Genomic DNA, 25,016 nt, shown 5'->3' with positions numbered 1-25,016 from the left:
TCTACACGTCTTGACGAGTAAGCAGGTTGGCCATGGCCTGATTAAACACCTTCATCCAGTCCTGACAGAACTGTCCTTGCGCCACCTTGTTGATTTCAACTACGGCGCGTTTCTTGGGGCGCTTGCGGTGGGTTTCATGCGCCCGGGAGTGGGTAAGGGCATCGAAAGTATCGACAATGGCAAGCAATTTGGCACCTTCGCAGATATCGTTGCCTTTCAATCCTAACGGGTAGCCTGAGCCGTCCAAACGCTCATGATGCTGCATGACAATCTTGCGTGCGTCATTCCATTGATCAAGATGCTCCAATAAGCGTGCACTCTTATAGACGTGGGAGCGTAGCAAGTTAAACTCGACCTGCTCCAGTGGTTCGGCCTTATGCAGAATATTCAAGGGCATAAAAGCCATTCCGAAATCGTGCACATAACAGGCCACGGCTAATTGGTTCGGCTCGACCGGATTACCACGTAATTTATTAATATACAGAGCCAGACGGGCAATACGGTCGCCGCGGCCTTGCCAATATTGAGAGCGTCGCTCAACGGGCTCCATCAGCTCGCGAAAGAACACGATATCTCGGTGTTCATCGTCGCCCTCTTCACCGGCCAGACCAATGCTCTTGAGCTCTTCGGGTTCCGGCTTCTCTTCCTTGGGGCCTTTAGGACTGTCTTGTGGCGCGGCGTCCAGGCTAGGGTCAAGCAGCAGCACTGACTCTGCCAGCAGCTTTTCATGTTCTTGCGGATTTTCGGGTTTGATACGCGCAATTTGTTTGACCAGTAAACCATAAAGCTCTGCGTCGTATTGGGCCTGACCGGTCTTAATGCAGCTTTGCACGAAGAGTTTGACCCTGTCCATGGTCAATAACACTAAGTCACTCATGGTGCTGGTATAGCGGATCTGGCCTTTGCGTAAATAATCCAACAGGTCTTCCACATGCTGCAGCAAGGGGATCATCGGGGTAAAGTTGACCAGGCCCAAATCGCCCTTGATGGTGTGAATTGAGCGAAATAACGAACGTTGCAATTCATTGTCTTCAGGAGCCACTTCCAGCTCTATCAGCACTTGCTCGCTGGCTTCATAAAGCTCGTTGATTTCTTCAAGCAGGTCGTTGAGGATATCTTCGTCTAAATCTTCGTGTCGAAAGCTTTGCATGAATCGCCCTTGTTAATTTGCCTTTGGCCCTGCAGCTAACACTTTTGTGCTTTAAGCAACACTGATCAGACATGCTTGCCGATCAAAACAGTTATACTCTGCCACCTGCTTAAGCTCAATGGAATTCAATGTGTTAGCTCTGGTTCGCCTGCCACTTATTTTATCCTATTTTATCTTAGTCAACCTGGCCCTTTTGGTACTTTGTGTGGTGCGTCCCTTCCATCGTGACAATGTGCACTATGGTGCCAGGATGTATGCCAGTACTGCGCGCCTGTTTGGTTTAAAGATTGTGCTGCGCGTTCCGGACGAAGTGAAAAACGGCGGTCCCTTTGTTTTCATCGGTAACCATCAGAATAGCTATGATTTGATCACCATTTGCGCTGCCACTCAGCCTGGTACGGTTACGGTGGGTAAGAAAAGCCTGATTTGGGTACCGTTGGTGGGGCAAATGTACTGGTTGTCAGGCAATATTCTTATCGATCGCCAGAATAGCTCCAAGGCCAAGGGCACCTTGGATCAAACCGTGCGTAAGATCCGGGAAAGACGTTTGTCAGTGTGGTTGTTTCCAGAGGGTACAAGAAGCAATGGCCGCGGCCTATTGCCCTTTAAAACAGGCGCTTTTCGCATCGCCCATGATACCAAAGAGCCAGTGGCGATGATCTGCGCCAGCAATCTGCAAGATAAGGTCAAACTGAATCGCTGGAATAACGGCACGGTGCTGGTGGAAGTCCTGCCCCCGGTGGCAGTGGATGACAGCCGTGATATTAGGGGCTGGGCGGAATATTTTCACGGACGCATGAAAGAAAAGATTGCTGCGCTGGATAAGGAAGTCGCCGAGCTTGAAAAAGCAGGATAGACTTCCGGTAATTTTAAACGCTAAGGGATGCTCCCATGAATGACGAACTGGCTCAGTGGCATGAATTTAATCAGGAAACCATTGAGGCTTTATTGGAAGACGGCAGCAACGCCGAAGAGCCGCATACCATCGAGTATCATTTTGCCAGCGATGACTTCGATCGTTTGGAAAAAGCCGCAGTAGATGCCTTCAAGGCCGGCTTTGAAGTAGGCGATGCCGAAGAACTCATGCTGGATGATGGCGGCACCCTGTTTTGCTTCGACGCCGTGGTTGAACGCATGCTGGATATTAATCTGATCAATCAGGACACCGAAAAGCTGCTGGCCATCGCCAACAAATACAAGGTGCACTACGACGGCTGGGGCACCTACTTCATCGAGTAGGTGCTTCCTGTCGGTTCGTAAATTTCTACTCCGTTTTTTTCTGACTTTGTTTTCTTACCGGTTTTGATTCTCTCGCACAGAACCAGGATGTGCGGTTAACCCGCGCCGACCACTACGCTTCTTTAGAGGCTGCGAGTCCCGACGGGCAGACCCCCAACTGGCCCGCGATAGCTGGCTGAACTTTCGTGACCGAATCAGAAACCTCGGCCTTCAGGGCTGTTCTGGCTGAGCATGAATGTTTATCTTGCGGTAGATAAACCGCCTACTCTCTATTATGACTTCAGCCTGCGTTTTTACGGGGCCTATGAGGTGTAATGGGACGACATCCTGCTGGGTTCAACGGAAAGCCTGCCCTGGGCTGAGGATGAAATTCCCGGTCATGACGGTTTCGATTTGCTCAAGCGGGAGGTGGCGGGAGCCTTTCACACCACAGTGATCAGTGCCTATGCCGAGCGGGCGATAGAAGCCTTCAAACACGGGGCATTGGATTTCATCGCCAACCCCTTCACTAAAAGGCGGCTTGGCAAGGCGATGGCCCGTTTCGATGCCAGTGCAAGTCAGCAGGACACTAAATATCTGGCGGTGCGCTGCGCCGGACAGATCGTCACCCTGGCCATCGATGAAGTGATGTTTTTCCTGTGGGCCAATATTTATGCCGGGCTAAGCCTACAAAGCGGAAACAATTCCGAGATATTGCTGGAACAGGATGTAAGGTTGCCTGATGGTCGCAGCAAGATAAGTGAATTAAAAAGCCGTTTTATCTGAATTCCCATTTACCAATCACAGATCCCATTCACCAGCATTCGGCTATTTGCCTGCCTGGATGAGGTTATGGTGGCGACCGGTTTAACGAGGGGCCAGCCATGATTTTCAAAAAACTGATACGCCCACTGTCCTTTGCCATTGTTGTTGCCTTAAGCGGCTGTGGAGATGGAACCATTCAAGTTGATGCAGATGAGTCGCTGCCGGAAGTCATAGAGGATAGCCTGCCTGCGTTACTGGACATTATTGTAGACCAGCATATTGCAGAAAATGGCCCCGGGATGGCTTTGTTGGTGCGCCAGAAGGGGGAATTGCTGTATCGCCATAGTCGTGGTAAAGCAAATATTCATGTAAACATTGATATCGCCGGGCACACCGGTTTTCGCCTGACATCTTTGAGTATAACTTTTATCGCTATTGCTTTGATGCAGCTGCATGAGGCCGGGAAGCTGAATCTGACTGACAAACTCGGTGAATACCTGCCCGAATTAAACGGTGCGTATCAGGCCATAAGTTTGGAGCAATTGCTGACTCACCAATCGGGTATTCCGGACTTAATGAATGACAAAAATGACGAAGGGTTACTGGTATTTGACGGAATGACCAATGCGGAATTTATGTCTTTCTATGCCCGGGTGGATGCATTGGAATTTGTTCCCGGTACTGCCGACCAGTACAGCAATACCGGCTACTTATTGTTGTCAGAAGTAATTGAACGGGCCTCGGGCCTGTCCTTTGATGATTATATGCTGCGCAATATTTTTGCGCCTTTGGGCATGGATGACAGCTATATCATCCATGGTCAGTTTCCCCGTTCAACGGAGGATGCTCTGAACTTTGCTCATTTGACCCAAATTCTGGGCTTCAATTCCCAGACTCACGGTTTTTCCGGTCAGATCAGCTCACTCGACGATTTACTGCTATTCATTCAGGCTTTGAAATTCGAGCAACTTATCAGCGCCCGGACATCGGAAGAAATGATGCAGGCCAAAGTGTTTCTAACGGATCTGAACTATCGATACGGTTACGGATGGTTGGTAGACCCTGGTTATTCAGACATTGTGTTTCATTCCGGCTGTTTCGACGGCTATCAATCCAGAGTCTATCTGGACAAGGCCCATGATTTGCAAATTATTGTCCTGGCTAATGGCGGGAACAGTTCACAGGAACTGTATTGGGATATCATTCACCTGGTAACAGGGGTCTTAGTGAATAAATAGAAGGGCGCTTAATGCGCCCTGTTCCCGTTGCAAGCCTCAGTGGTGCCTAATTCATTGCACAGCTTTTGCTGCAATCTCCAAAGCTGACAGCGTCACAGTCTTTGTACAGCGGCTCGTTGTTGTTGGTCCAGTTGGCCGTATTCACACAAGCAGCTGAGCGGCCTGCGTCACAGACAAATTTAGCCGGCTTGCACACGGCAGTGCCATCATCGTTCTTGCCGATACGCTGGATCTCTTCAGGCATACCGGTATTCACATTGGTGCATAACAAAGTGCAATAGTGTGTCCAACCCGGGTCATAACTGGCACAGCCAGACAGCATAACGGCGACCAGAAAGGATAGAGACAGGCGTTTCAGAAGGAGAGCATTCATCATTCTTCCCATTGACCGTTTCCACATCATTGTAGTCTACATCACGGTCTTACAAGAGGGATTGGCTTATTCCTGGCGCCCATAACCTAAGTAGTACTGCGCCTTGTGGATTTTAACAATGCGCCCATGGCCAGGTGTCAGGCTGCCGACACGGTAATATTGGGTAGCATGCTTGACCTTGTTATGGGCCAAATTATCTCCCGGATGCACTGGGTTCGGCCAGAATCGTCCAGGACAGGCGAGAACGCCGTAAGTATCGCCAAACTTCGCGCCCGTGGTCAGCGTCGGCGGGATATTTGGAGTTGGCCAGTCGTTCCCTTGGAAATCACTGACAAAGGTATCGAAGGTCTCGTTGATTTCAATATCCCTGGGGATGTCAGTGGCAAACTGGTCCTGAACCTTTAGCTGGTACTCGGTCAGGTAACCTTGGGCTGTGCAGCTACCACTGTCATCACACCAAGATTTGCCGCTGCAAGCTGTAGTCATGGTGACAGGTGAATCATCCGGTCCGCTGCTGACCAACGCATTGCTTGGTGCCAGCACCGTCATCTTATGAAACAGGGTGCTGGTCTGGTTGTTGTGGCTCCAGTAGCAGCGTACTTCGATGTCATTTTTTGCTGCACTGGCGTCTGTGCTTTTGATGCCTATTTTGTGTGAGTTGATTTTGGTTTTGCCACTTTGGCCATTTTCAAGCGCGACTTTGTCCGAACCTTTGGTTACGTCCCATCGGAATGTGCCGCCACTGGCATATCCGGCTGATAGGGTGGTTTGTGTGTCATATTGAAAAGGAGTGGCGCCGTCACAATACCAAAGCTGGCTGTGGCGGTTGATGACTAAAGGCTTAGCAACGGGATGTTTGCTTGTTGATTCGGCTGGAACGACCTGATCACCTTGTTGCTCAGTTTGTTCTTCAGGGCCGCTCAATTCTCCCATCATCAACATGCCGACAGCCATGCCTGATGGCCTGTTGAGATGCTTTGCTCTTATCACCGCGCGCGCAGCGTCGGTTTGCCCATCCAAAGTGGAGATTGATTTAGTCTTTTTTGCGACGGGTGTAGAGCGCTTTGTCAGTGCGTGTTGAATCATACTGGTCAAGGTTTTAGAGCCAACCCAATAACTTTAGTGCCTCTGGTAGAGAATTGCCGATTTTTGATGGAAGAAGTTAGGGGTCAGGTCTTGAAATTTGCAGAATTAATGCAAATTTCAAGACCTGACCCCAGTAGTTAACCTGGAGTGTTAGTGTCCGACGTTTAGGGACGCTTGCACCTTATCGAAAGAGGCGGCGATGGGATTGTGGGCCGAGACAATGGTCTTCACCTTAAGTCCTTTTTCCTTGATTGCCTTCATCATAAATTCCATATTCGGAGTAGGTGGCGCCATGGGGCCCACCGCAGGCACATTAATATGGTCAGCATCGAAGATAATGCCGTGCTCAGGTAAGTAGGTGAGCAGATAGTGCTCGGTATGCGGTGTAGGGCCAATATCAATCACTTCCACCACTTGCTTACTGTCTTTGAAGACTTTCTTGCCGTCGACAAATAAGAACTGCGGTGTGCCATCCGGGATATTGTCTTTAATAACTTTTTCATGTGCTTTGACGGTGACGAGTTGTGCACCTAGTTCAGCATACTGTGCAACACCACCTATATGGTCGTTGTGGTGGTGGGTGATAACACTGTATTTAATTGGCTTGTCCTTTACGGCTTTTCTTAGTTCATCCACCCTGGCATTAACGCCATCCAATGCCCCTACGGCCAACACATAATCTTCGAATTCGACAAACAGGCCGTTTTGGAAATTATTGATCACCCAGAAAACGCCTGGTGCGACTTCTTCGGTTCTCATCTCAAACGCCGGTGTTGCCTCCACCTTCTCATAGTCTTTTGGCAGCTTGGTTATCGCGTCTAAAGGCTGATTAATTTTATAGGCTTCAGCAACAAACTCCTGTGAAGGGTCGCCGTTGACACTATAGGAGGAGAAATAGGGGAGAGTGATCCCATCCACTTTGCGGTAATCGTTGAAATAGTACTCCACCAGGATGTCACCAAACAGACGCTCTGATTTGCTGATAAGGTGAGTAGCCTGATCAATATACAAGGTAATCGCGGGCCCTGCATTCATATCAAAACTGATCAGGTCATGATCTTTTCCTGCAAACTTCAGGGAGCCAAGATAGCGAGCTGAATCGAGGTTTTGCTGCAAACTGCGCAGCAATAAGGTGCTGTTAACGCGAATGCCGGGACCAGCAATTTGATTGAAATCCGGTGTCTCCATTTCGGAGATCGTTTTACGAATGGCATCTAGTTGAAAACCTTGGTCATCAACAATTAACGTGGTGTTTGCAAACCTACCGCCCCCGCCTTCACCGGCGTTCTGCACGGATACTATACGCTTTGAAAAATCGATAGCAGAAACAAAATCGCCCTGGGTTTTATCCCAAGGGGGCTCGGGCTTGCGACTCTGGCCCGCATTGATATTTGTTACCGCGTAGTCCACATAAAGCTGTGACAGCGCAGTGAGCTTTTCCTGTCCGCCATAAGCAGAAAGGCTCTCGTTGGTAATCTGTCTGACCTTTTCTACATTGCTACGTGTGAAATTTTCTGCCGAGGCATTGGATATGGCCACAGAGAGGGCCAATAGCGTTAACGTAATTGTTTGCTTCACAGTGATTATCTCCTTTTAGTACAGATGTCTAATCTAGGTAGGAGAGCTATGGATACAAACGTTTTGCGGTGTAGCAGCGATTAACGAGGTTAAATAAGAAAAATGTAAGCAATTGCATTTTTATTGTTCAAGTGGCAAAGAGTTGCAAGGATAAAACACAGGTTGTTCGGCTACCCTGCCTGCACGCGGTTTCGCCCAGAACGTTTGGCTTCCAGGAGTTGGACATCGGCTCGCTCGAAGGCGCCCATCACCGATTCGCCAGATTGCAGTTCAACCACCCCGAAGCTGGCGGAAAGGTTGTTGGCAGTACCCTGAATATGAATGCTTTCAAGCAGTTGTCTGATACGCTCGGCGGTCTCACTGGCACGCTGCAAACCGTTTCCAGGCAATAACAGCATAAATTCATCGCCGCCAAAACGGCCTAATACATCAGCCTGGCGTTTTTCTGCAGAAACTGCTTCTGCCATAAGACGTAGCGCCTGATCGCCTACAGTATGGCCATATTGGTCATTGATTTGCTTAAAGTGGTCGAGGTCAAACAGGATCAGAGAGAGTGCGTGACGATAGCCTATGGCGCGCTGTAATTCTTCATTGGCCATGTCGAAGAAGTGTTCTCTGCTGGCCACTTGGGTCAGTCCATCCCTTTGCGCCATATTGCGTAACTGACGGTTTTGCTCAATCAACACCGGTACCGCCAGACCAAAATAAGCACTGGCAGCAATTAAGCTGATAGCAAACTGATAAACCAAGGCTTGATCGAGCAAACCCAACGTAGCAACGCCAATGGCGATCACCAGGCTAAATACGGCGAGACTCAGGGCTAATCGAAACGGTGTTTCAGAGTAGGCTATCCACATTTGCGGTATAAGCAGGAAAAACATGGCAAAAGCGACTTCCTGATAACGGAAATGGGCAGCCAACAGCATCACTAAAGAAGCCAAGAATACCAAGAGACCGATTTTGATACAGAAGTTAAGGCGTTTACTGCCAATGGGGTCGAAATTTAGGCCACCCAGCCAGGCTTCTATTTGTGGATATCGCCAGCTCAATACGCCGATAAATAAGGGAGCTAACACCATTGCCCCCGCCATATCGCCAATCCACCACGGCAACCAAATGCTGCCAATTTCAGCTTGGCTGATCATGCCGGTCAGCGCCAATGCCTGACTGCCAAACAGGGCGGCAGCAAGGGCGGATAATGTGCATAAGACCAAAAAGCCGATGATCAGTTGAGGCAATACCTGAGTGATAGCGCGGCGCATCAAACTGCGCAACACTGTGGCGCCTGAATAGTGCGAAATGCAGTGAGCTGCGCCAAACAGCAGACCGGTCCAGGCCAGCTCGAGTAAGGATTGATCGCCCGCATAGAGATTATCGACCCAGAAGGTAACAATAATGCTGCACAGCATCAGGATGGGCATAGCGCGTATGCCCATAATTAAGAAAGCGGCGAATGTGAGGCCTGCTGGCGGAAACCAGATACTGGCATGAGGCGCAAATTCCATCAGCACCGAAGCACGCCACAACAGCAGCCAAGCCAGCCCCAACAATAAACTGCGGGCCATTTCATTGGTGGCAAACAAGCGACCGTAGAATGACAGTTCACTTTTGTTATTTGAGGTGGCGTTGTTATCAGTCAATAGCATTTTCCATGATAATCCGACTTTAAGCTCTTATCGTCGAGGACAGGCCTCAGGCTTTTTGCACCAGTAAATTAGCTTGGTTTGTACCACCCGCATGTCAGTAATTGGCTCTACAAACCGGTATACTCTGGTTTGACCACAAGCTATGCCAGCATGGTAATCAAGGGGCGGGACCACTGCAACTGTACAGAGTGCTTGCCAAAAAGGATGAAGTCTGGGCTAGACTAGTGACATCCTACAGCTACCTAACCACATTAGATGCGACGATATTATCAGTTTCTTGCAATAGGCTTGCTGTATCTGGGGAGTAGCTTGCCCGCCCATGCGAAGGAATCTATTCTCTTTGCCATGGTGTATCCCTCGGTCTTTCCTTACACCTATAGCCTTAAAAATGAATATGACGGGATCGGACCGGCAGTTATCCGCAGGTGGGCCGAGCATCATGGTATTGATGTCACATTTCAAAGTTTCAGCCGACAAGCAGCAGAAGCTGCGCTCTACCTAGACAAGGCCGATATGTCGCTGTTAGCGCCAGCCTGGTTGGCCAGAGCAAATACACTGCTGTTCAGCAAGCCTATTCTCATGCACCGAGAGTTCTTGTATGCCACATCTGAAATTCCAAAGGGTACTGGATTGCCTGACAATAACGCCGTCCCTTTTACAATTTGCGTAATTGAGGGTTTTGTTTACCCAGCCTTGGATGCCGGCTTTATGAGTGGGAAATATATTCGCCTTAGTGCCACCGACGGCACAACGCAGTTAAACATGTTGCAAAAAGGTCGGTGCCGTTTTGCCCACCTCAGTGAGTTACAAGCGCAGTGGTTGATCAGCAAAATGGGGTTGGAAAAGGTTATTTACCAGGCACCGATGCCGCTAATAGAAGAAGCTTTAACTTTCGCTGTCACCCAGCGCAACAAGGCATTGATGCCGGGATTGAATGCATTCATCGACAAGTTAAACAACAGCCAGGAAATGAAAGATATTGTGGCCGAGCAAATGGCCAAGGCACTTAAGAAGAAGTACCGAGAGTAATGAGTTAGCCCTAGAAAAATTGATGGATATATATGCAATTTTGCATTGTGCCTGAGCCTTGCTGCCACTACAATTCGCGGCTTTGGCGCCCCACGTGGTAGGGGCCTATTTGTTGGTGGGCAAAGTGGACAAGACCGAATTTATCCGGATAAGAAAATTTATCGTTAAGCTGGGCAAAATGCTGCATAAATACGGTACCCCGGCTTTTCGTCTTGAAGCCCATCTACAGGAAGTGGCTGAATACCTCGGCGTTAATGCGTCTTTTATCGCCACCCCCACGGCTCTGACCTTTGTGATTTGGAGCGACAAACATGAAGACGAATACAATCATGCCGCGCGGGTACAGCCAGGCGAATTGGATTTGGGCTCGTTGTCGCGTACCGATGAACTGGTCAATAAACTGCTGGCCGATGAGCTGACACTCTATGAAGCAGACGCCGTGCTCGATGAAATTGACGCCATGCCTAACCCATATGGGAAAGTTGTAACAGGCGGCGCATTCTTTGTTTCCACGGGCGCTTTCGCTATGCTGATGGGGGCAAGCTGGAACGATGTACTGTGGTCAGCTCTGATTGGTTTAGTAGTGTATTTCTGGGTATTGTGGGCGGCACAATCCAAACGGGTAACCCATATGCTGGAGCCTGCTGTGGCGACAGTGGCGGGATTGCTGGCCTGTGCAATCAGCAGCTATGTGGATCCCAGTACCAACATTCGCCTGGTAGTTCTGTCTTCCATAATTGTCTTTATCCCCGGTCTGGCTTTAGCTCTTGGCTTAGCTGAGTTGTCAGCGCGGCATTTGGTATCCGGCACCGCCAGGGTGATGGATGCTATTATGCTGCTGTTTAAACTGTATTTCGGCGCCTTCCTGGGTATAGCCCTGGGCTTTGCTATGTTCGGACAGTCGGAGTTTGTGCCATATGAGCCATTACCTAAATGGATGGCCTGGTATGCCATATTGATGTTGTGCTCGGCACTGGTGGTGATTTTTCGCCTGCGCCTTAAACATGCACCCTGGGCACTGTTATCCGGCTTTATTGCTTACGGGGCAACCTTCTACAGTTCTGCCTATTTGGAGCAAGGCTTGGGCACCTTTGTTGGTGCCTTCGCAGTGGGCGTTTATTCCAACCTTTTCACCCGCATTATGAACGCGCCGGCCACCATCGTGGTGATGCAGGGATTGATCGTATTGGTGCCAGGTTCAAAGACCTACATTGGCCTGAATTCCTTTGTCTCGGGGCAGGATTTCGTGCACGCCGAACATATTGGTCAGGAAACCTTCCTGATCTTTATGTCGCTGGTAGCAGGGTTGATTTTTGCCAACGTGGCCATGCCGACCAAAAAGGCGCTTTAGAGCGCCATCGGCACGGCGGCGATAAAAGCCATCTCCACCAGCATTTCAGGGTCTACTAACTCGGCTTTCACACAAGCGCGAACCGGTGCCTGTCCAGGCTCCAGCCAGTCTTCCCAGGCCTGGTTCATATCATCCAGTTTGGATAAATCGCTGACATAAATGGTGGTGCTGATCAGTGCTGTTTTATCCAGCCCTAACTGTTTTAAGGTTTGCTCTGCCAATGCAAGCAGGTTTTGTGTCTGCCCGGCCATGTCCAGACTGAGATCGTCAGGGATTTCTACCCAATAAGCAGTGCGGTTGTGAATGCAAACATCCGACATGCGTTTGCCAGGGTTGATTCGGGTGATATTCATCACGCAATGTCTATTAGCGAAAGATGTGAAGAGTCTAGCGGCAGCGCCTCACCACAGGCAAGGCGCCGTATTGATTTAGTGGGATTTGCCGTTTTTCATGTATTTAAGCAAAGCATCAGGGCTTGCGCCCACCAAATCCTTGTCTAGCGTGCGCCACACGAGCTTTTCTGTCTGCTTATTCATTCTCTTACGTAAAGCACCGAGAAACTGTGGCTCGGCGATGATATTGATGTGATAGGTTTTGTCTTTTTTTCGCCTTTCGTCCAGCGACTTTGCCACTCGGGTAGCGAATTCGTCCAGGTTATGATCGGCGGGTGATTTTCCGGCCATGGCATCACTGCCGGGAATGCGTGAGCCGGCGGCGGACATGCTGCCCGGCCTGTCTGTCACCATATCACGGCTGTTAGTGCGGCCGTTGGGATTCATTAGGCACTCTATTTCCTGTAACTCGGTGGCACCTTCGCGAATTTCGAACATACGGGCGGCATTTCGGTTGGCCACCACGAGATAAGCATGACCGATCATATTTCTCCTCCTCTTTAGACCAAGTGTAAGTGTAGCCATTTCAGAAGATATTCCTGCATGCTGGGGCAACTATGAATGGCAAGCCAGGTAGACAGGGTAGTAAATGGCAAAATACATCGTAAAGATGACATATTGCCAAGGCCGGTTTGGGTTAGGCTGTACCTGATTCATATAGGAGGAATGTTACAAATGCGCTTTATCACCCTACTGATTTTGCTGTTCAGCACTACGGCATTGGCCGGTGCGCCCGCAACCAAGGTGGCTATCTTGATGTTTGACAAGGTGCAAATCATCGATTTCGCTGGCCCTTACGAAATTTTCGGCCAGGCCAAATTTGATGTGTATACGGTGTCGTCCGATGGAAAGCCGGTGACCACAGCCATGGGCCTTTCGGTGAATCCCAGCCATAGCTTCGCCGACTTGCCCCCGGTAGATATCGTGCTGGTGCCCGGCGGCAACGTGCAGAAGATCATGCACGACAAATCAGTACTGAACTGGATTAAAAACAGGAAAAATGACAGTGAGCACATACTTTCTGTCTGCACCGGCTCCCATATTCTTGCTCAGGCAGGTTTGTTGGACGATCAGCAGGCCACTACCTTTCACCGCGCCCTTGAGGGGCTGGCCAAGGATTATCCCAAGGTGGAGGTGTTGCATGATCGGCGCTTTGTGGATAATGGCCAGGTGATCACTACGGCGGGCTTATCCTCAGGTTTGGACGGTGCGCTGCATCTGGTGGCTAAGATTCAGGGACAGGATGCCGCCAAAACCATTGCAATGCATATCGAATATGACTGGGACCCTTCCCAAGGCTTCGTTCGAGGTCTGATGGCGGACCGATATTTGCCTGACAACGATTATCAGTGGCCGGAGGATATCCAGTTCGAGCGTCTGGCAGCCTTTGGTGATAAAGGCCAATGGCAGAACCGCTATCTGGCGAAGACAGAGGCTACCAAGGAAGTCTTACAAGCGGTGTACGTCAAGGCCATGAAGGCACATGATCAATGGAAGTCCATACCTGCGGAGGACGGCAAATTATCCTGGCAGGCTACCATTGACACGCAGCGCTGGATACATAGTTTTTGGCTGGAAACCGATGCTGATGCCTATCTTCTGCACCAGCAAATAAAGCGGGATTAAACCATGTTGTCACGGACCATAGGTTTTCTGCTGTTTGACCAATATAACGTGCTGGATATTACCGGGCCACTGGAGGTATTTGATACCGCCAGACAATTGAATGGCTGTGCGTATCGAATTTGTTTAATTGGTGAACATAAGCAAGCTTACCGGGCGGAATCCGGTATTGAGCTGCTGGCGCAGTTCAATCTGGCTGACTGCCCCAGCTTGGACACTTTGGTGATCCCTGGCGGCAGTGGTACCCGGGAATCGGCTATACAAGCTGTGTATGGTCCGTGGCTCAAAGCACGAGGCAAGGACACGCGGCGCATTGCTACGGTATGTACTGGTGCCTTTCTGCTGGCCAGCACCGGCTTGTTGGACAAACTGAAGGCCACTACCCATTGGAACTTTGAAGCACAATTCAGACGCCAGTTTCCCAAAGTGCGACTGATCAACGATGCGCTTTACATTGATAACGGTCAGATTTCCACTTCTGCAGGCATCAGCTCAGGCATTGACCTGGCTTTAAAATTGGTGGAAGACGATTGTGGTGCGGCCTTGGCAGTGCAAGTGGCCCGTTATCTGGTCGTGCATTACCGGCGTGCAGGGAACCAGGCGCAGTTCTCGGAGCCACTGAAATTCCAGCAAAAAGCTGACGGCCTGTTTGCCGATATTACCGCCTATATCATGCAGCATCTGCAACAGCCCCTGAGTATCGATGCTCTGGCCGAGCAGGCCGGTATGAGCCAACGTAATTTCTGCCGTCGCTTTAAACAGCAAACCGGACAAAGCCCCGGTCGTTATGTGGAAAGCCTGCGGCTGGATTACGCCAGGCAATTGCTGGCCGACAAGGACTGGCAGTTGGGACAAATTGCCCAAGCTTGTGGATACCAAAGTGCGGATGTATTCCGCCGGGCATTCGAGCGACGGTTTGGTGTGCTACCTGGCGAATACCGGGCTCGTTTCACCGAGAAAACCTAACACCTGACCCCGCATAGAAGAAAGCAGAGGTCATTCAAAGAAAAAACCCGCCGACTGGCGGGTTTTTGTATCTTTACAGGCTCTCGATGGTTTGCTTCTGCTCTTCAAGCTTTTCCACCTGCAGGCGGAATTCGTCGAGCTTGGCCTTTTCCTTCTCGATTACATCGGCCGGGGCTTTGCTGACAAAACTCTCGTTGGAAAGCTTGCCTTCGGTACGGGCCATATCGCCCTTGAGCTTATCCAGGGCCTTGGCAATACGGGCAAGCTCCGCGTCTTTGTCGATAAGACCTGCCATGGGGATCAGCACTTCCATCTCGCCGACGATGGCACTGGCCGAGGCCGGGCCTTTCTCGCCTTCTGGCAGTACGGTAATGGCTTCCAGCTTGGCCAGCTTGGACAGCAGCAATTCGCTGTCGGCCAAACGGCGCTTATCTTCGCTACCGGCGTTACGCAGCAGCACAGAGAGCGGCTTGCTGGGGCTGATATCCATCTCACCGCGGATATTTCGCACGCCTACAATCACTTGCTTAACCCATTCGATATCGGCCAGCACTTGCTCATCCAACAGGCTGTTATCCTGCACCGGGAAGGCCTGCATCATCAGGCTGCCCTGCTTACCGCACAGAGGTGCCACACGCTGCCAGATTTCTTCGGTGATAAAAGGCATGAAGGGGTGCATCAGGCGTAGCAGACTTTCCAATACGTTTACCAGGGTATGACGAGTGCCGCGCTTTTGCGCTTCGCTGCTGTCATCGCTGTTGAGTACCGGCTTGGACAGTTCCAGATACCAGTCGCAGAACTGGTTCCAGGTAAACTCATAAACCGCCTGGGCCGCCAGGTCGAAACGGTAAGTGGCGATGGCAGATTCGAAGGTCTCCAGGGTTTGCTGGAAGCGCGCCCAGATCCACTTGTCGGCCAGGCTCAGCGTTAATTCGCCAGACAGACCGGTGTCCTGCTCTTCGGTATTCATCAGCACAAAGCGTGAGGCATTCCACAGCTTGTTGCAGAAGTTACGATAACCTTCTACCCGGCCCATATCGAAGTTGATATCGCGACTGGTGGAGGCCATGGCGGCAAAGGTAAAGCGCAGCGCATCGGTACCGTAAGCGGCAATGCCCTCCGGGAATTGCTGACGGGTACGCTTGCTGATTTTCTCGGCCAGCTGTGGCTGCATCATTCCGGCGGTGCGTTTGTTGACCAGGGCGTCGAGGTCAATGCCGTCAATTAAATCGATAGGGTCCAGCACGTTACCCTTGGACTTGGACATCTTATTGCCCTGCTCATCACGGATAAGACCGGTGATGTAAATTTCCTTAAAGGGGATCTTGCCGGTGAATTTCATGGTCATCATGATCATCCGGGCAACCCAGAAGAAGATGATGTCAAAACCGGTAACCAGCACCGAGCTTGGCACAAAAGTGTTCAACTCAGGAGTGTCTTTGGGCCAGCCCATGGTGGCGAAAGGCCACAAGGCAGAGGAGAACCAAGTATCCAGTACGTCTTCGTCCTGGCGAAGTTTTACTTCGGCCCCCAGGCCATGCTTTTCACGCACTTCGGCTTCATCACGGCCCACATAGACATTTTCGTTGTCGTCATACCAGGCCGGAATACGGTGTCCCCACCATAGCTGACGGGAAATACACCAATCCTGGATGTTGTACATCCACTGGAAGTAGGTTTTGCTCCAGTTTTCCGGGACAAATTTGATTTCGCCAGACTCCACCGCTTCGATGGCTGGCTTGGCCAGAGACTCTACCGCCACATACCATTGGTTAGTCAGATAAGGCTCGATAACCGCGCCGGTGCGATCGCCACGGGGAACTTTGAGCTTGTGATCTTCAATTTTAACCAGCAAGCCCTGAGCTTGCAGATCCTGAACGATTTTTTCGCGGGCCACAAAACGATCCAGGCCACGATAGGCTTCTGGTGCGTTGTCGTTGATCTTCGCATCGGCGGTGAAGACGTTGATCATCTCCAGATTATGACGTTTACCGATTTCATAATCGTTGAAGTCATGGGCTGGGGTGATCTTGACGCAGCCGGTACCAAATTCCGGATCCACATAGTCATCGGCAATGATTTTGATCAGACGGCCAGAGATTGGCAGACGGATTTCTTTGCCGATAAAGCTCTGGTAGCGCTCATCGTCTGGGTGCACGGCCACGGCCGTATCGCCGAGCATGGTTTCGGGGCGGGTGGTGGCGACCACTAATTCGCCACTGCCATCGGCCAGCGGATAGCGCATATGCCACATATGGCCGGCTTCTTCTTCGCTCAGTACTTCCAGATCGGATACCGCGGTATGCAGCACCGGATCCCAGTTAACCAGACGCTTGCCACGATAGATAAGCCCTTCTTCATGCAGGCGTACAAAGACTTCCTGCACCGCCTCGGAAAGGTCTTCATCCATGGTAAAGGCTTCGCGATTCCAGTCACAGCTGGTGCCCATGCGGCGCATTTGCGAGGTGATGGTGCCACCGGAGTGTTCTTTCCACTCCCAAATCTTTTCGACAAACTTTTCACGGCCTAAATCATGGCGGGTTTTACCCTGGGCATTCAATTGGCGTTCGACCACCATCTGGGTGGCGATACCGGCATGGTCGGTGCCGCATTGCCACAAGGTGTTGTCACCTTTCATGCGGTGATAGCGGGTCAGGGCATCCATAATGGTATGCTGAAACGCATGGCCCATATGCAGGCTACCGGTGACATTAGGCGGTGGCAGCAGAATACAATAGGGCTCGCCGCTGCCGCTGGCCTTGAAATAGTCATTTTGCTCCCATTGCTGGTAGCGTTTTTGTTCGATGTCCTGTGGATTAAACGTCTTATCCATCTCAATTCTCTTCAATGCTGTTAGCGGGCCGGGTGTCTAACTGATGACCGGCGCCACGATATTGCTTGTATCTTTCCCGGGCCTGCTGCTTTTGCTGATCATCAGCAGGCACAAAATCAAAAATGCGCTTAAAGCGCTGATGCCCCTCTGGCAACTGAGAGGCCAGATTTATTAGCACCGGTTTATTGCTACGCGAGGACCCCTGCCAGGCAATCTCTACCGGGGTGCCCTTGGGCGGGCCCTCACCGGTAAGGTTGTGAGGCACAAAAGCATCCACCGGTAATTGCCACAACAGCTCATCCACGGCTTCGGCCTGTTGCTTATCTTCACACAACACCAGGCATGCCTGTTTACTGCGATAAGCCTGGGCCGCTAAGCGACAAGCCAGCGCGAGGGGCGCTGGCTGTGCGTCGTTCTGCTCTTCGTCGAGCAGGTAAAAAATGACCTCTGCCATTTTACGCGGTCACCGATCAGTCTTCCATTTCCACGCCGGCGCGGTTCATTAAAAACTGGGTCAGCATGGGTACCGGGCGACCGGTGGCCCCTTTACTCTTGCCGCCGCTTACCCAAGCGGTACCGGCGATATCCATATGTGCCCAATTGTATTTTTTGGTAAAGCGTGACAGGAAGCAGGCTGCGGTGATGGTACCGGCAGGACGACCGCCAATGTTGGCCATATCGGCAAAGGGGCTTTCGATCTGCTCCTGATACTCATCCCACAAAGGCAAACGCCAGGCTTTGTCACTGCTCTGCTCAGAGGCATTAAGCAGCTCATGGGCCAGGGGGTTGTGGCTGCTCATTACGCCGGTAGCGTGTTTACCCAAGGCAATCACGCAGGCGCCGGTCAGGGTAGCCACATCCACTACGGTTTCCGGATTGAAGCGCTCCACATAGGTCAGCGCGTCACACAGCACCAAACGGCCTTCGGCATCGGTGTTGAGTACTTCCACAGTCTGACCCGACATGGTGGTCAGAATATCGCCGGGGCGGTAGGCGCTGGCGTCGGGCATATTTTCGCAGCCCGCCAATACGCCGATGACATTGATAGGCAACTTAAGCTCGGCCAGTGATGCCATGGTTCCCAATACGCCGGCCGCACCGCACATATCGTATTTCATTTCATCCATGGCTTCTGAAGGCTTGATGCTGATACCGCCGGAATCGAAAGTCAGGCCCTTGCCCACCAGCACTATGGGTGGTGTGGAGGCCGCCGCACCTTGGTAGTGCATCAGGGTCATAATGGATTCATTGGCAGAACCACGCCCAACCGCCAGATAGGAGTGCATGCCAAGCGCATCCATCTGGGCCTCATCCACATGCTCAATCTTGAGGTTACCAAACTTGCCAGCCAACTCTTTGGCCTGCTCTAACAAATAAGCAGGGTTGCAGATATTGGGCGGCATATTGGCTACGTCTTTGGCCAGTTTAACGCCGTTGGAGACGGCTAAACCGTGACCGATGGCGCGCTCACCCACGGGCAGTTCGCGGCGGGTCGGCACATTAAAGACGATCTTACGCAAAGGGCGACGAGGTTCTTCCTTCTTGGATTTCAACTGCGTGAAGCTGTACAGACTTTCGTGGGTGGCTTCCACCGCCTGACGCACTTTCCAGTAAGTATCGCGTCCTTTTACATGCAGCTCGGTCAGGAAACACACCGCTTCCATGGAGCCGGTTTCATTTAAGGTGCTGATGGTGCGGGAGATGATTTGCTTGTACTGACGCTCATCCAACTCGCGCTCTTTGCCGCAGCCGACTAACAAGACGCGCTCGCTGAGTACGTTTGGTACATGATGAAGCAGTAGCATCTGACCGGCTTTACCTTCCAGATCGCCACGGCGAAGCAGGTTGCTGATGTAGCCACCGCTAATCTCGTCCAGTTGCTCTGCTACCGCTGATAAACGGCGAGGCTCGAAGACGCCAACCACGATACAGGCGCTACGTTGTTTTTCCGGACTGCCACTTTTGACGCTAAATTCCATCCTTCCCCCATCAGACCTGCTGTTGTTTCTTAAAGATTCCGCCGTTAAGCTGCCATTCCGCCGCCAATCAAGTGGCGTTGCAGCTAAGCTTGTCGTCATTGGACATTTTTGCTTTCAGTCCAAGCGTCAAACCCTGAAAATAGGCAGGAAACACAAATTAAACTTGTGAAAATGTTAAGTTTACTTAAAAATTTAAAGCATTCCACTAAAAAAGCCGCTTTTCCATTGGACGCCCGGTGCTGATTTTCCGTTATTTGCTAAAAGAAACCCTGAAATCGCAGATTGCGGTTTTTCTGGTATTGATGGCTATCTTCATTATCCAGAAATTCGTGCGCGTGCTGGCCGATGCTTCAGATGGCGATATTCCTGCAGGCCTGGTGCTGAGCTTCCTGGCCTTAAATATTCCGGTACTGGCTTCCCTTATCCTCCCCCTAAGCCTTTTTCTTGGCATTATGTTGGCCCATGGCCGCTTCTATGTGGATCATGAAATGGCGGTGATGCGGGCCTGTGGCATCAGCGAATGGTATATCACCCGGGTGATGCTGACGTTGGCCTTTGTGATGGCCTTGGTTTCCGGTTTTCTCACTCTTTACCTGGCGCCATTGTCGCTGGAAATTGAATATCAGCTGGAAGAGCAGGTCAGCACAGAGTCGGGCCTGACTAGTCTGATCCCTGGCCGTTTTCAGGAGAGTGCTAACCGCCAGGCGGTGATCTTTGTGCATGATATTGGCACTGAGAAAAATCAGTTAGAAAAGGTATTTCTCGCGCAGCTTGGGCGCGAAGAGGGCAAAACCGATGTGCGTATCATTTATGCCAATCAGGGAAGTGTGCGGGAGGAGAACGATGGCTCTGAAAAGCTGATTCTGCAGGGCGGTATTCAGTACGAAGGTGAGCAGGGCAAGCTCAGTTATCGGCGAGTGCAATTTGACGAATATCAGGTGCAGATCGCCGAACGGGCTCCGGAGCAAAGGGCTCGCAAGGTGGCGGCCTATCCGACATTGCAATTACTTGAAGATGCCAGCTTAGATGCCATGGCAGAGTTGCAGTGGCGTATTGCAATTCCCTTATCCTTACCCTTTCTGGTGCTGATTGCAGTCCCTTTATCGGCGGTGGATCCTCGTCAGGGGCGCTTCGGAAAAATCTTCCCGGCGTTGTTGCTCTATTTGGGATATTTCATGTTGTTAATGGCCGGCCGCAAGGTGCTGGAAAACGGCAAGGTCCCGCAAGCACTGGGTCTTTGGTGGGTGCATGGGGTGATATTGACTATCGGCTTCCTGCTGCTGGCTAAAAACCGGCCTTTTGGCGTCGCCTTGTGGGCAAAAATGAAGGGGCGCAAGACATGATCAGAACGCTCGACTTGTACTTGGCCCGTACTCTCATCGGTACCACCTTTATCACCATATTTGTGCTGGTGGGACTGAGCAGCCTGCTGAAGTTTGTTGAGCAGCTTAAATATCTGGATCGTGGTAACTACGACATGCTGGTAGCGGGCGTCTATGTACTGCTGAGTATGCCCCGCGAAATCGAGCAGTTTTTTCCCATGGCCACCCTGATTGGGGGATTGATTGGTATGGGCATGTTGGCCAGCAACAGCGAACTGGTGGTGATGCAGGCCGCCGGCATGAGCCGTTTTAATATTATTGCCTCGGCCATGAAGTCCGCCCTGCTGATGGTGGTGTTTGTGATGGCCTTGGGGGAGTGGGTGGCGCCTGTCAGCGAAACCCATGCCAAGGAAATTCGGACTCAGGCGATTTCTGGCGGCAGCTTATTTTCCAAAGACAGGTTAGTCTGGGCCAAAGACGGTCAACACTTTGTCAGCATAGGAGAGGTGGTTAGTAAGGACCAACTTCTGGATGTCAGCATCTATGAATTTAATGATGAGCTGGATTTAACCCGCATTACCCAGGCTGCCCAAGCTGATTTTGTCGCCCAAAGCTGGCGCCTAAGTCGGGTCACGGTTACCGATTTCAGTCCAGAGCAGGTAACCAGTAGCACGCTGGAGCAGTCCAAATGGGAGTCTGGTTTGACGCCGGACAAACTCGGCGTGGTGCAGGTTAAGCCTGAGGCATTGTCTATTCGTGGTTTGAATGACTATGTGCTGTACCTGCAAAATAACAGTCAGGATGCCAGTCGATATCAGTTGGCCTTGTGGCGCAAGATCCTGCAACCGGTGACAGTGGGTGTGATGTTGCTGGTCGCTTTGTCCTTTATTTTCGGTCCACTTCGCAGTGTGACCATGGGGGCCAGGGTGATTATGGGCGTACTCACAGGTTTTGCCTTTTTTATTGCCAATGAGGTATTTGGACCTCTTAGCCTGGTTTACCAGCTGCCCGCGGTGGTGGGTGCTCTTCTGCCTAGCTTGGTGTTTGCTGCTTTGGCAGCACATATGCTCAGGCGCTGATTGGAAAATTCTTAGCAGTTGAGCTGCTAATTTACGCCTGCAACGCTATGGTTAAGCTATCCAAGCGTCAATGCAGGTGGCTATGAGTTATCGATTCAGCCTCGGCGGCCAATCTCACCATTTTCCTGACCTCAAAACCCTGATGGCCAAGGCCAGTCCTATGCGTTCAGGGGATTATCTGGCTGCTATAGGTGCTGCCAATGCCACTGAGAGGGTGGCTGCGCAGTGTTGTCTTGCCGAATTGCCCCTGAAAACCTTTGTTAACGAGCTAATTATTCCTTATGAGCAGGATGAAGTTAGCCGCCTGATTATTGATAGCCATGATCCGGTGGCGTTTGCGTCAATCAGTCAACTGACGGTGGGCGATTTTCGCAACTGGTTGCTGTTGGACAGCACCGACAGTGCCACCCTCGCTGCCGTGGCGCCAGGGATCACACCGGAGATGGCGGCCGCGGTCAGTAAGATCATGCGCAATCAGGATTTAATTGTGGCGGCGGCCAAATGCAAGGTGACCAGCGCCTTTCGCAGTACTATAGGTTTGCCTGGTCATCTGAGCGGGCGTTTACAGCCCAATCACCCCACCGACGATCTACGCGGCATTGCCGCTTCAATGCTTGACGGCCTCCTATATGGCTGTGGTGATGCGGTAATAGGGGTTAATCCGGTAAGTGATAGTTTGCCAAGGCTAAAAGCCCTGTATCACATGCTGGATGAGGTGATCAGCCATTATCAAATCCCTACCCAATCCTGCGTTCTCACTCATGTGACCAATCAAATTGAATTAATGAATCAGGGGGCGCCGGTGGATCTGGTGTTCCAATCCATCGCCGGTACCCAGGCCGCCAACAGCAGCTTTGGCATTGATTTAAAGCTGCTTGCTGAAGCGCAGGAAGCGGCATTGGCTTTAAAGCGAGGGACAGTGGGCGAGAATGTAATGTATTTTGAAACTGGTCAGGGCTCGGCGCTTTCTGCCAACGCCCATCATGGGGTTGACCAACAAACCTGTGAGGCCAGGGCTTATGCCGTGGCCAGGCGCTTTAAGCCGCTGTTGGTGAATACCGTGGTGGGCTTTATTGGCCCCGAATATCTGTATGACGGCAAGCAAATATTGCGTGCCGGGTTGGAAGATCATTTTTGCGGCAAGCTGTTGGGCCTGCCTATGGGCTGCGATGTTTGTTACACCAACCATGCTGAAGCCGATCAAGATGATATGGACAACCTGATGATCCTGCTGGCCAATGCGGGACTGACCTTTCTGATGGGCGTCCCGGGGGGGGATGATGTGATGCTGAGTTACCAAAGCACCTCCTTCCACGACATTTTAATGCTGAGGCAATTGCTTAGCCTTAAACCCGCACCGGAGTTTGCACTATGGTTAGAAAAGATGCAGATAAGCGATCATCAGGGACGTCCTCAATCTCTGGACAGCAATCATTCGCTAGTCAGGGAATTGCCCAAGCTGCTCAACGTGAGTTAGTCCAGACAGATCCCTGGACTGCACTAGGTGCTTTCACCTCGGCCCGTATTGGTTTAGGCCGGGTCGGTAGCAGCCTGTCCTCCGCCCAGGTGCAATCTTTGGCGCTGGCTCATGCCAAAGCCCGCGATGCGGTGCATCTGCCTCTGAATATTGAACAATTGGATAACGCCCTAAAAAAGCAGGGCCTTAATACGGTGCACGTGCATAGCCAGGTGGCCGACAGGCACGAATATCTGCTTCGGCCTGATAAGGGCAGACGTTTGGACGAACCCAGTATCGAACGGCTAACAGACCTGAATTGGCAGGCCAGCCCGCTGTTACTGGTGATAGGAGATGGACTCTCTTCCACGGCAGTAGCACAGCACGGTGCACCCTTGGTCGCGACTATCAGGGCCGGACTGCCCAAGGGCTGGGCTATGCCGGGAGTGGTCATTGCCAGCCAGGCCAGGGTGGCGATTGCCGATGAAATCGGTCAACTATTAAAGGCGCAGATGGTGGCTATTCTGATCGGTGAGCGCCCTGGTCTTAGTGCAGCCGACAGCTTGGGCGTGTATTTCACTTTTAATCCCAAAGTCGGTTGCAATGATTCACAGCGCAACTGTTTGTCCAATATCCGCCCGCAAGGTATGGGCTATGCTGAGGCGGCCCAGAAGTTGTTATGGCTGGCCGGGGAAGCCTTGCGTATTAAGGCTTCTGGGGTAGCGCTTAAGGACGAGTCGGAGCATCGTCCGAGGCTGCTGGAGTAATTTGGCCTTAGGACTTTTTATTCACCACAGAGACACCGAGAGCACAGAGTTTTTGCTAGTTACCTGAGATGAGCCCCCAGCTTTTTTCTACTTCGAGATCTCTGTGTCTCCGTGGTTTAAAAATCGGTGTCAGCACAAATTAGCGCTTCAGGAACGCTAGAAAGCATTCACCACAGAAATATGGAGGGTACAGAGGTTTTTGGGCCGAGGGTATTATTCATCCAACATAGATTGAAATCCGCCGAAGATCATACGTTTGCCGTCGAAGGGCATATTGCCCTCAAAGGGCTTCATACGGGGATCTTCCATTGCCTTTTTCATCCCTTCGTCCCGTACCGCTTTGGAAGGCCAGACAATCCAGGAAAACACCACTGTTTCATCTTCTTTTAAGGCCACGGCCAGCGGAAAGGAGGTCAGTTTACCTTCTGGCACATCCTCTCCCCAATTTTCTACAATGCGTAACGCGCCATGCTCATTAAATACCGGGGCACAGGCTTTGGCCAGCGCCAGATACTGGTTCTTTTTCGCGGTTGGAACCGGTACTACATAACCATCCACATAGCTCATAATTTTCTCCCTAAACGCGGAGTGTGCTGTTGTCAGCATAGAGACTAGCTTAAGGGGCGAAAAACCGCTTTGTGGATTTTTTCACCACAGGGACACGGAGGGCACAGAATCTAGTGGATGAATGCAAGGACCGCTGTGTGTGGGACTCGTTTTCTGCTGATCTATTAATTAAAAGACCAGTAGTTACGAAGTCTGAGGCATTAACTCATTAGGTGTCTGCGAAGTTCGAGACCTCGATAAGATTACCGTCCGGGTCTCTAAAATACACCGACAGTATTTTACCTATTGCCCCGGTACGACTCACCGGCCCTTCAATAAGCGCTACCTTATCTTGCTGTAATTGCGCTATCACATGGTGGATATCATCTTTAATGATAAAACAGAGATCGGCGCTCCCCGGCATAACCTTGCTCGCCTTGGGCTCAAACTCATGGCCCCACTGATGAAGGTTGATTTTCTGCTGACCGAAGGTGAGTGCAATCCGCCCCTCGCCAAACACCACCTTTTGCATACCCATAACCCTGGTATAAAAATCCACGGTCGCCGCGATATCTTTTACCGTCAGCACTAAATGATCGATTCTTGCTACTTGCATGGT

The 25,016-nt window shown here is 51.2% G+C and carries 24 protein-coding genes; 12 read left to right on the top strand and 12 right to left on the bottom strand.

Annotated features, from left to right (window positions below):
* Window position 1 precedes the first annotated feature (1 nt).
* Window positions 2-1,150 (bottom strand): HD domain-containing phosphohydrolase, encoded by a 1,149-nt coding sequence (locus P2G88_RS10300; protein WP_275795777.1) that lies wholly within the window; start codon window positions 1,148-1,150, stop codon window positions 2-4.
* Between the two features lie 130 nt (window positions 1,151-1,280).
* Between P2G88_RS10300 and P2G88_RS10295 the strand changes: the two genes are divergently transcribed.
* From P2G88_RS10295 to P2G88_RS10280, 4 genes are all read left to right on the top strand, one after another.
* Window positions 1,281-2,006 carry a 1-acylglycerol-3-phosphate O-acyltransferase gene (locus P2G88_RS10295; protein ID WP_275795776.1) on the top strand — a complete coding sequence of 242 codons (726 nt, stop codon included), beginning with the start codon at window positions 1,281-1,283 and terminating at the stop codon, window positions 2,004-2,006.
* A gap of 35 nt (window positions 2,007-2,041) precedes the next feature.
* Window positions 2,042-2,389: a ribonuclease E inhibitor RraB gene (rraB, locus tag P2G88_RS10290; protein WP_275795775.1), complete on the top strand. Its 348-nt coding sequence runs from the start codon at window positions 2,042-2,044 to the stop codon at window positions 2,387-2,389.
* 393 nt (window positions 2,390-2,782) lie between these two features.
* Window positions 2,783-3,154: a hypothetical protein gene (locus P2G88_RS10285; RefSeq protein WP_275795774.1), complete on the top strand. Its 372-nt coding sequence runs from the start codon at window positions 2,783-2,785 to the stop codon at window positions 3,152-3,154.
* A gap of 98 nt (window positions 3,155-3,252) precedes the next feature.
* Window positions 3,253-4,371, top strand: coding sequence for a serine hydrolase domain-containing protein (locus tag P2G88_RS10280; RefSeq protein WP_275795773.1), 1,119 nt, complete (start codon window positions 3,253-3,255; stop codon window positions 4,369-4,371).
* Window positions 4,372-4,417: 46 nt separating this feature from the next.
* Here the strand turns inward: P2G88_RS10280 and P2G88_RS10275 are convergent, their stop codons facing one another.
* The 4 genes from P2G88_RS10275 to P2G88_RS10260 all read right to left on the bottom strand — a co-directional run bounded on the left by P2G88_RS10275 (window position 4,418) and on the right by P2G88_RS10260 (window position 9,048).
* Complete coding sequence (locus P2G88_RS10275) at window positions 4,418-4,744, bottom strand: hypothetical protein (RefSeq protein ID WP_275795772.1); 327 nt, start codon at window positions 4,742-4,744, stop codon at window positions 4,418-4,420.
* Between the two features lie 66 nt (window positions 4,745-4,810).
* Complete coding sequence (locus tag P2G88_RS10270) at window positions 4,811-5,698, bottom strand: hypothetical protein (protein ID WP_275795771.1); 888 nt, start codon at window positions 5,696-5,698, stop codon at window positions 4,811-4,813.
* 282 nt (window positions 5,699-5,980) lie between these two features.
* The gene (locus P2G88_RS10265; protein ID WP_275795770.1) at window positions 5,981-7,408 is read right to left on the bottom strand and encodes an MBL fold metallo-hydrolase; all 1,428 of its coding nucleotides are present in this window, start codon (window positions 7,406-7,408) and stop codon (window positions 5,981-5,983) included.
* A gap of 170 nt (window positions 7,409-7,578) precedes the next feature.
* Window positions 7,579-9,048 (bottom strand): diguanylate cyclase, encoded by a 1,470-nt coding sequence (locus P2G88_RS10260; RefSeq protein ID WP_275795769.1) that lies wholly within the window; start codon window positions 9,046-9,048, stop codon window positions 7,579-7,581.
* 315 nt (window positions 9,049-9,363) lie between these two features.
* Between P2G88_RS10260 and P2G88_RS10255 the strand changes: the two genes are divergently transcribed.
* Both P2G88_RS10255 and P2G88_RS10250 read left to right on the top strand, forming a co-directional pair.
* Window positions 9,364-10,083 carry a transporter substrate-binding domain-containing protein gene (locus P2G88_RS10255; protein WP_275795768.1) on the top strand — a complete coding sequence of 240 codons (720 nt, stop codon included), beginning with the start codon at window positions 9,364-9,366 and terminating at the stop codon, window positions 10,081-10,083.
* A 124-nt stretch (window positions 10,084-10,207) separates the two neighbouring features.
* The gene (locus P2G88_RS10250; RefSeq protein WP_275795885.1) at window positions 10,208-11,434 is read left to right on the top strand and encodes a threonine/serine exporter family protein; all 1,227 of its coding nucleotides are present in this window, start codon (window positions 10,208-10,210) and stop codon (window positions 11,432-11,434) included.
* Here the strand turns inward: P2G88_RS10250 and P2G88_RS10245 are convergent.
* Both P2G88_RS10245 and P2G88_RS10240 read right to left on the bottom strand, forming a co-directional pair.
* Entirely contained in the window at window positions 11,431-11,787 is a 357-nt protein-coding gene (locus P2G88_RS10245; RefSeq protein ID WP_275795767.1) for a RidA family protein, read from the bottom strand. The two genes, P2G88_RS10250 and P2G88_RS10245, sit on opposite strands and share 4 nt — an antisense overlap.
* A 75-nt stretch (window positions 11,788-11,862) precedes the next feature.
* The gene (locus P2G88_RS10240) at window positions 11,863-12,312 is read right to left on the bottom strand and encodes a host attachment protein (RefSeq protein WP_275795766.1); all 450 of its coding nucleotides are present in this window, start codon (window positions 12,310-12,312) and stop codon (window positions 11,863-11,865) included.
* A 189-nt stretch (window positions 12,313-12,501) separates the two neighbouring features.
* Here P2G88_RS10240 and P2G88_RS10235 point away from each other — a divergent pair, with 189 nt between their 5' ends.
* Together P2G88_RS10235 and P2G88_RS10230 are read left to right on the top strand one after the other, a co-directional pair.
* Window positions 12,502-13,452: a DJ-1/PfpI family protein gene (locus P2G88_RS10235; RefSeq protein WP_275795765.1), complete on the top strand. Its 951-nt coding sequence runs from the start codon at window positions 12,502-12,504 to the stop codon at window positions 13,450-13,452.
* Window positions 13,453-13,455: 3 nt separating this feature from the next.
* Window positions 13,456-14,415 carry a GlxA family transcriptional regulator gene (locus tag P2G88_RS10230; protein ID WP_275795764.1) on the top strand — a complete coding sequence of 320 codons (960 nt, stop codon included), beginning with the start codon at window positions 13,456-13,458 and terminating at the stop codon, window positions 14,413-14,415.
* Window positions 14,416-14,488: 73 nt separating this feature from the next.
* On the opposite strand, the gene P2G88_RS10225 is transcribed toward P2G88_RS10230, so the two are convergent.
* Genes P2G88_RS10225 through pepA form a run of 3 tightly spaced genes read right to left on the bottom strand, consistent with a single transcriptional unit; the run spans window position 14,489 to window position 19,227 of the window.
* Window positions 14,489-17,248 carry a valine--tRNA ligase gene (locus P2G88_RS10225; protein WP_275795763.1) on the bottom strand — a complete coding sequence of 920 codons (2,760 nt, stop codon included), beginning with the start codon at window positions 17,246-17,248 and terminating at the stop codon, window positions 14,489-14,491.
* Window position 17,249: 1 nt separating this feature from the next.
* On the bottom strand, window positions 17,250-17,702 hold the full coding sequence (locus tag P2G88_RS10220; protein WP_275795762.1) for a DNA polymerase III subunit chi: 453 nt from the start codon (window positions 17,700-17,702) through the stop codon (window positions 17,250-17,252).
* A 16-nt stretch (window positions 17,703-17,718) separates the two neighbouring features.
* Window positions 17,719-19,227, bottom strand: a complete 1,509-nt coding sequence (gene pepA / locus P2G88_RS10215; protein WP_275795761.1) for a leucyl aminopeptidase — start codon at window positions 19,225-19,227, stop codon at window positions 17,719-17,721.
* A gap of 236 nt (window positions 19,228-19,463) precedes the next feature.
* On the opposite strand from pepA, the gene lptF reads away from it, so the two are divergent.
* The 4 genes from lptF to eutC all read left to right on the top strand — a co-directional run bounded on the left by lptF (window position 19,464) and on the right by eutC (window position 23,851).
* Window positions 19,464-20,570, top strand: coding sequence for an LPS export ABC transporter permease LptF (lptF, locus tag P2G88_RS10210; protein ID WP_275795760.1), 1,107 nt, complete (start codon window positions 19,464-19,466; stop codon window positions 20,568-20,570).
* Window positions 20,567-21,628, top strand: coding sequence for an LPS export ABC transporter permease LptG (lptG, locus tag P2G88_RS10205; protein WP_275795759.1), 1,062 nt, complete (start codon window positions 20,567-20,569; stop codon window positions 21,626-21,628). Before lptF ends, lptG begins: the two co-directional genes overlap by 4 nt.
* A 76-nt stretch (window positions 21,629-21,704) precedes the next feature.
* Window positions 21,705-23,105 (top strand): ethanolamine ammonia-lyase subunit EutB, encoded by a 1,401-nt coding sequence (locus P2G88_RS10200; RefSeq protein ID WP_275795884.1) that lies wholly within the window; start codon window positions 21,705-21,707, stop codon window positions 23,103-23,105.
* The gene (gene eutC, locus P2G88_RS10195) at window positions 23,000-23,851 is read left to right on the top strand and encodes an ethanolamine ammonia-lyase subunit EutC (RefSeq protein ID WP_275795758.1); all 852 of its coding nucleotides are present in this window, start codon (window positions 23,000-23,002) and stop codon (window positions 23,849-23,851) included. The genes P2G88_RS10200 and eutC overlap by 106 nt, the downstream gene beginning before the upstream one ends.
* Before the next feature lie 213 nt (window positions 23,852-24,064).
* On the opposite strand, the gene P2G88_RS10190 is transcribed toward eutC, so the two are convergent.
* Window positions 24,065-24,418, bottom strand: a complete 354-nt coding sequence (locus P2G88_RS10190; protein ID WP_275795757.1) for a DUF1428 domain-containing protein — start codon at window positions 24,416-24,418, stop codon at window positions 24,065-24,067.
* Between the two features lie 208 nt (window positions 24,419-24,626).
* Window positions 24,627-25,013 (bottom strand): VOC family protein, encoded by a 387-nt coding sequence (locus P2G88_RS10185; protein WP_275795756.1) that lies wholly within the window; start codon window positions 25,011-25,013, stop codon window positions 24,627-24,629.
* Between the last annotated feature and the right edge of the window lie 3 nt (window positions 25,014-25,016).

This window comes from Aliiglaciecola sp. CAU 1673 (genome assembly GCF_029223185.1).
In the GTDB taxonomy this organism is placed as follows: Bacteria; Pseudomonadota; Gammaproteobacteria; order Enterobacterales; family Alteromonadaceae; genus Bowmanella.
Note: the sequence above shows the minus strand (reverse complement) of the source record. Positions and strands in the feature narration are given on the sequence as shown.

Excerpts from the sequence above, each read along its gene's own strand:
- P2G88_RS10185 (WP_275795756.1), bottom strand. The coding sequence starts at position 25,013 with ATGCAAGTAGCAAGAATCGATCATTTAGTGCTGACGGTAAAAGATATC.
- P2G88_RS10190 (WP_275795757.1), bottom strand. The coding sequence starts at position 24,418 with ATGAGCTATGTGGATGGTTATGTAGTACCGGTTCCAACCGCGAAAAAG.
- P2G88_RS10270 (WP_275795771.1), bottom strand. The coding sequence starts at position 5,698 with ATGGCTGTCGGCATGTTGATGATGGGAGAATTGAGCGGCCCTGAAGAA.
- P2G88_RS10300 (WP_275795777.1), bottom strand. The coding sequence starts at position 1,150 with ATGCAAAGCTTTCGACACGAAGATTTAGACGAAGATATCCTCAACGAC.
- P2G88_RS10235 (WP_275795765.1), top strand. The coding sequence starts at position 12,502 with ATGCGCTTTATCACCCTACTGATTTTGCTGTTCAGCACTACGGCATTG.
- P2G88_RS10245 (WP_275795767.1), bottom strand. The coding sequence starts at position 11,787 with ATGAATATCACCCGAATCAACCCTGGCAAACGCATGTCGGATGTTTGC.
- P2G88_RS10225 (WP_275795763.1), bottom strand. The coding sequence starts at position 17,248 with ATGGATAAGACGTTTAATCCACAGGACATCGAACAAAAACGCTACCAG.
- P2G88_RS10240 (WP_275795766.1), bottom strand. The coding sequence starts at position 12,312 with ATGATCGGTCATGCTTATCTCGTGGTGGCCAACCGAAATGCCGCCCGT.
- P2G88_RS10230 (WP_275795764.1), top strand. The coding sequence starts at position 13,456 with ATGTTGTCACGGACCATAGGTTTTCTGCTGTTTGACCAATATAACGTG.
- P2G88_RS10220 (WP_275795762.1), bottom strand. The coding sequence starts at position 17,702 with ATGGCAGAGGTCATTTTTTACCTGCTCGACGAAGAGCAGAACGACGCA.
- pepA (WP_275795761.1), bottom strand. The coding sequence starts at position 19,227 with ATGGAATTTAGCGTCAAAAGTGGCAGTCCGGAAAAACAACGTAGCGCC.
- lptG (WP_275795759.1), top strand. The coding sequence starts at position 20,567 with ATGATCAGAACGCTCGACTTGTACTTGGCCCGTACTCTCATCGGTACC.
- eutC (WP_275795758.1), top strand. The coding sequence starts at position 23,000 with ATGGTTAGAAAAGATGCAGATAAGCGATCATCAGGGACGTCCTCAATC.
- P2G88_RS10275 (WP_275795772.1), bottom strand. The coding sequence starts at position 4,744 with ATGAATGCTCTCCTTCTGAAACGCCTGTCTCTATCCTTTCTGGTCGCC.
- rraB (WP_275795775.1), top strand. The coding sequence starts at position 2,042 with ATGAATGACGAACTGGCTCAGTGGCATGAATTTAATCAGGAAACCATT.
- P2G88_RS10280 (WP_275795773.1), top strand. The coding sequence starts at position 3,253 with ATGATTTTCAAAAAACTGATACGCCCACTGTCCTTTGCCATTGTTGTT.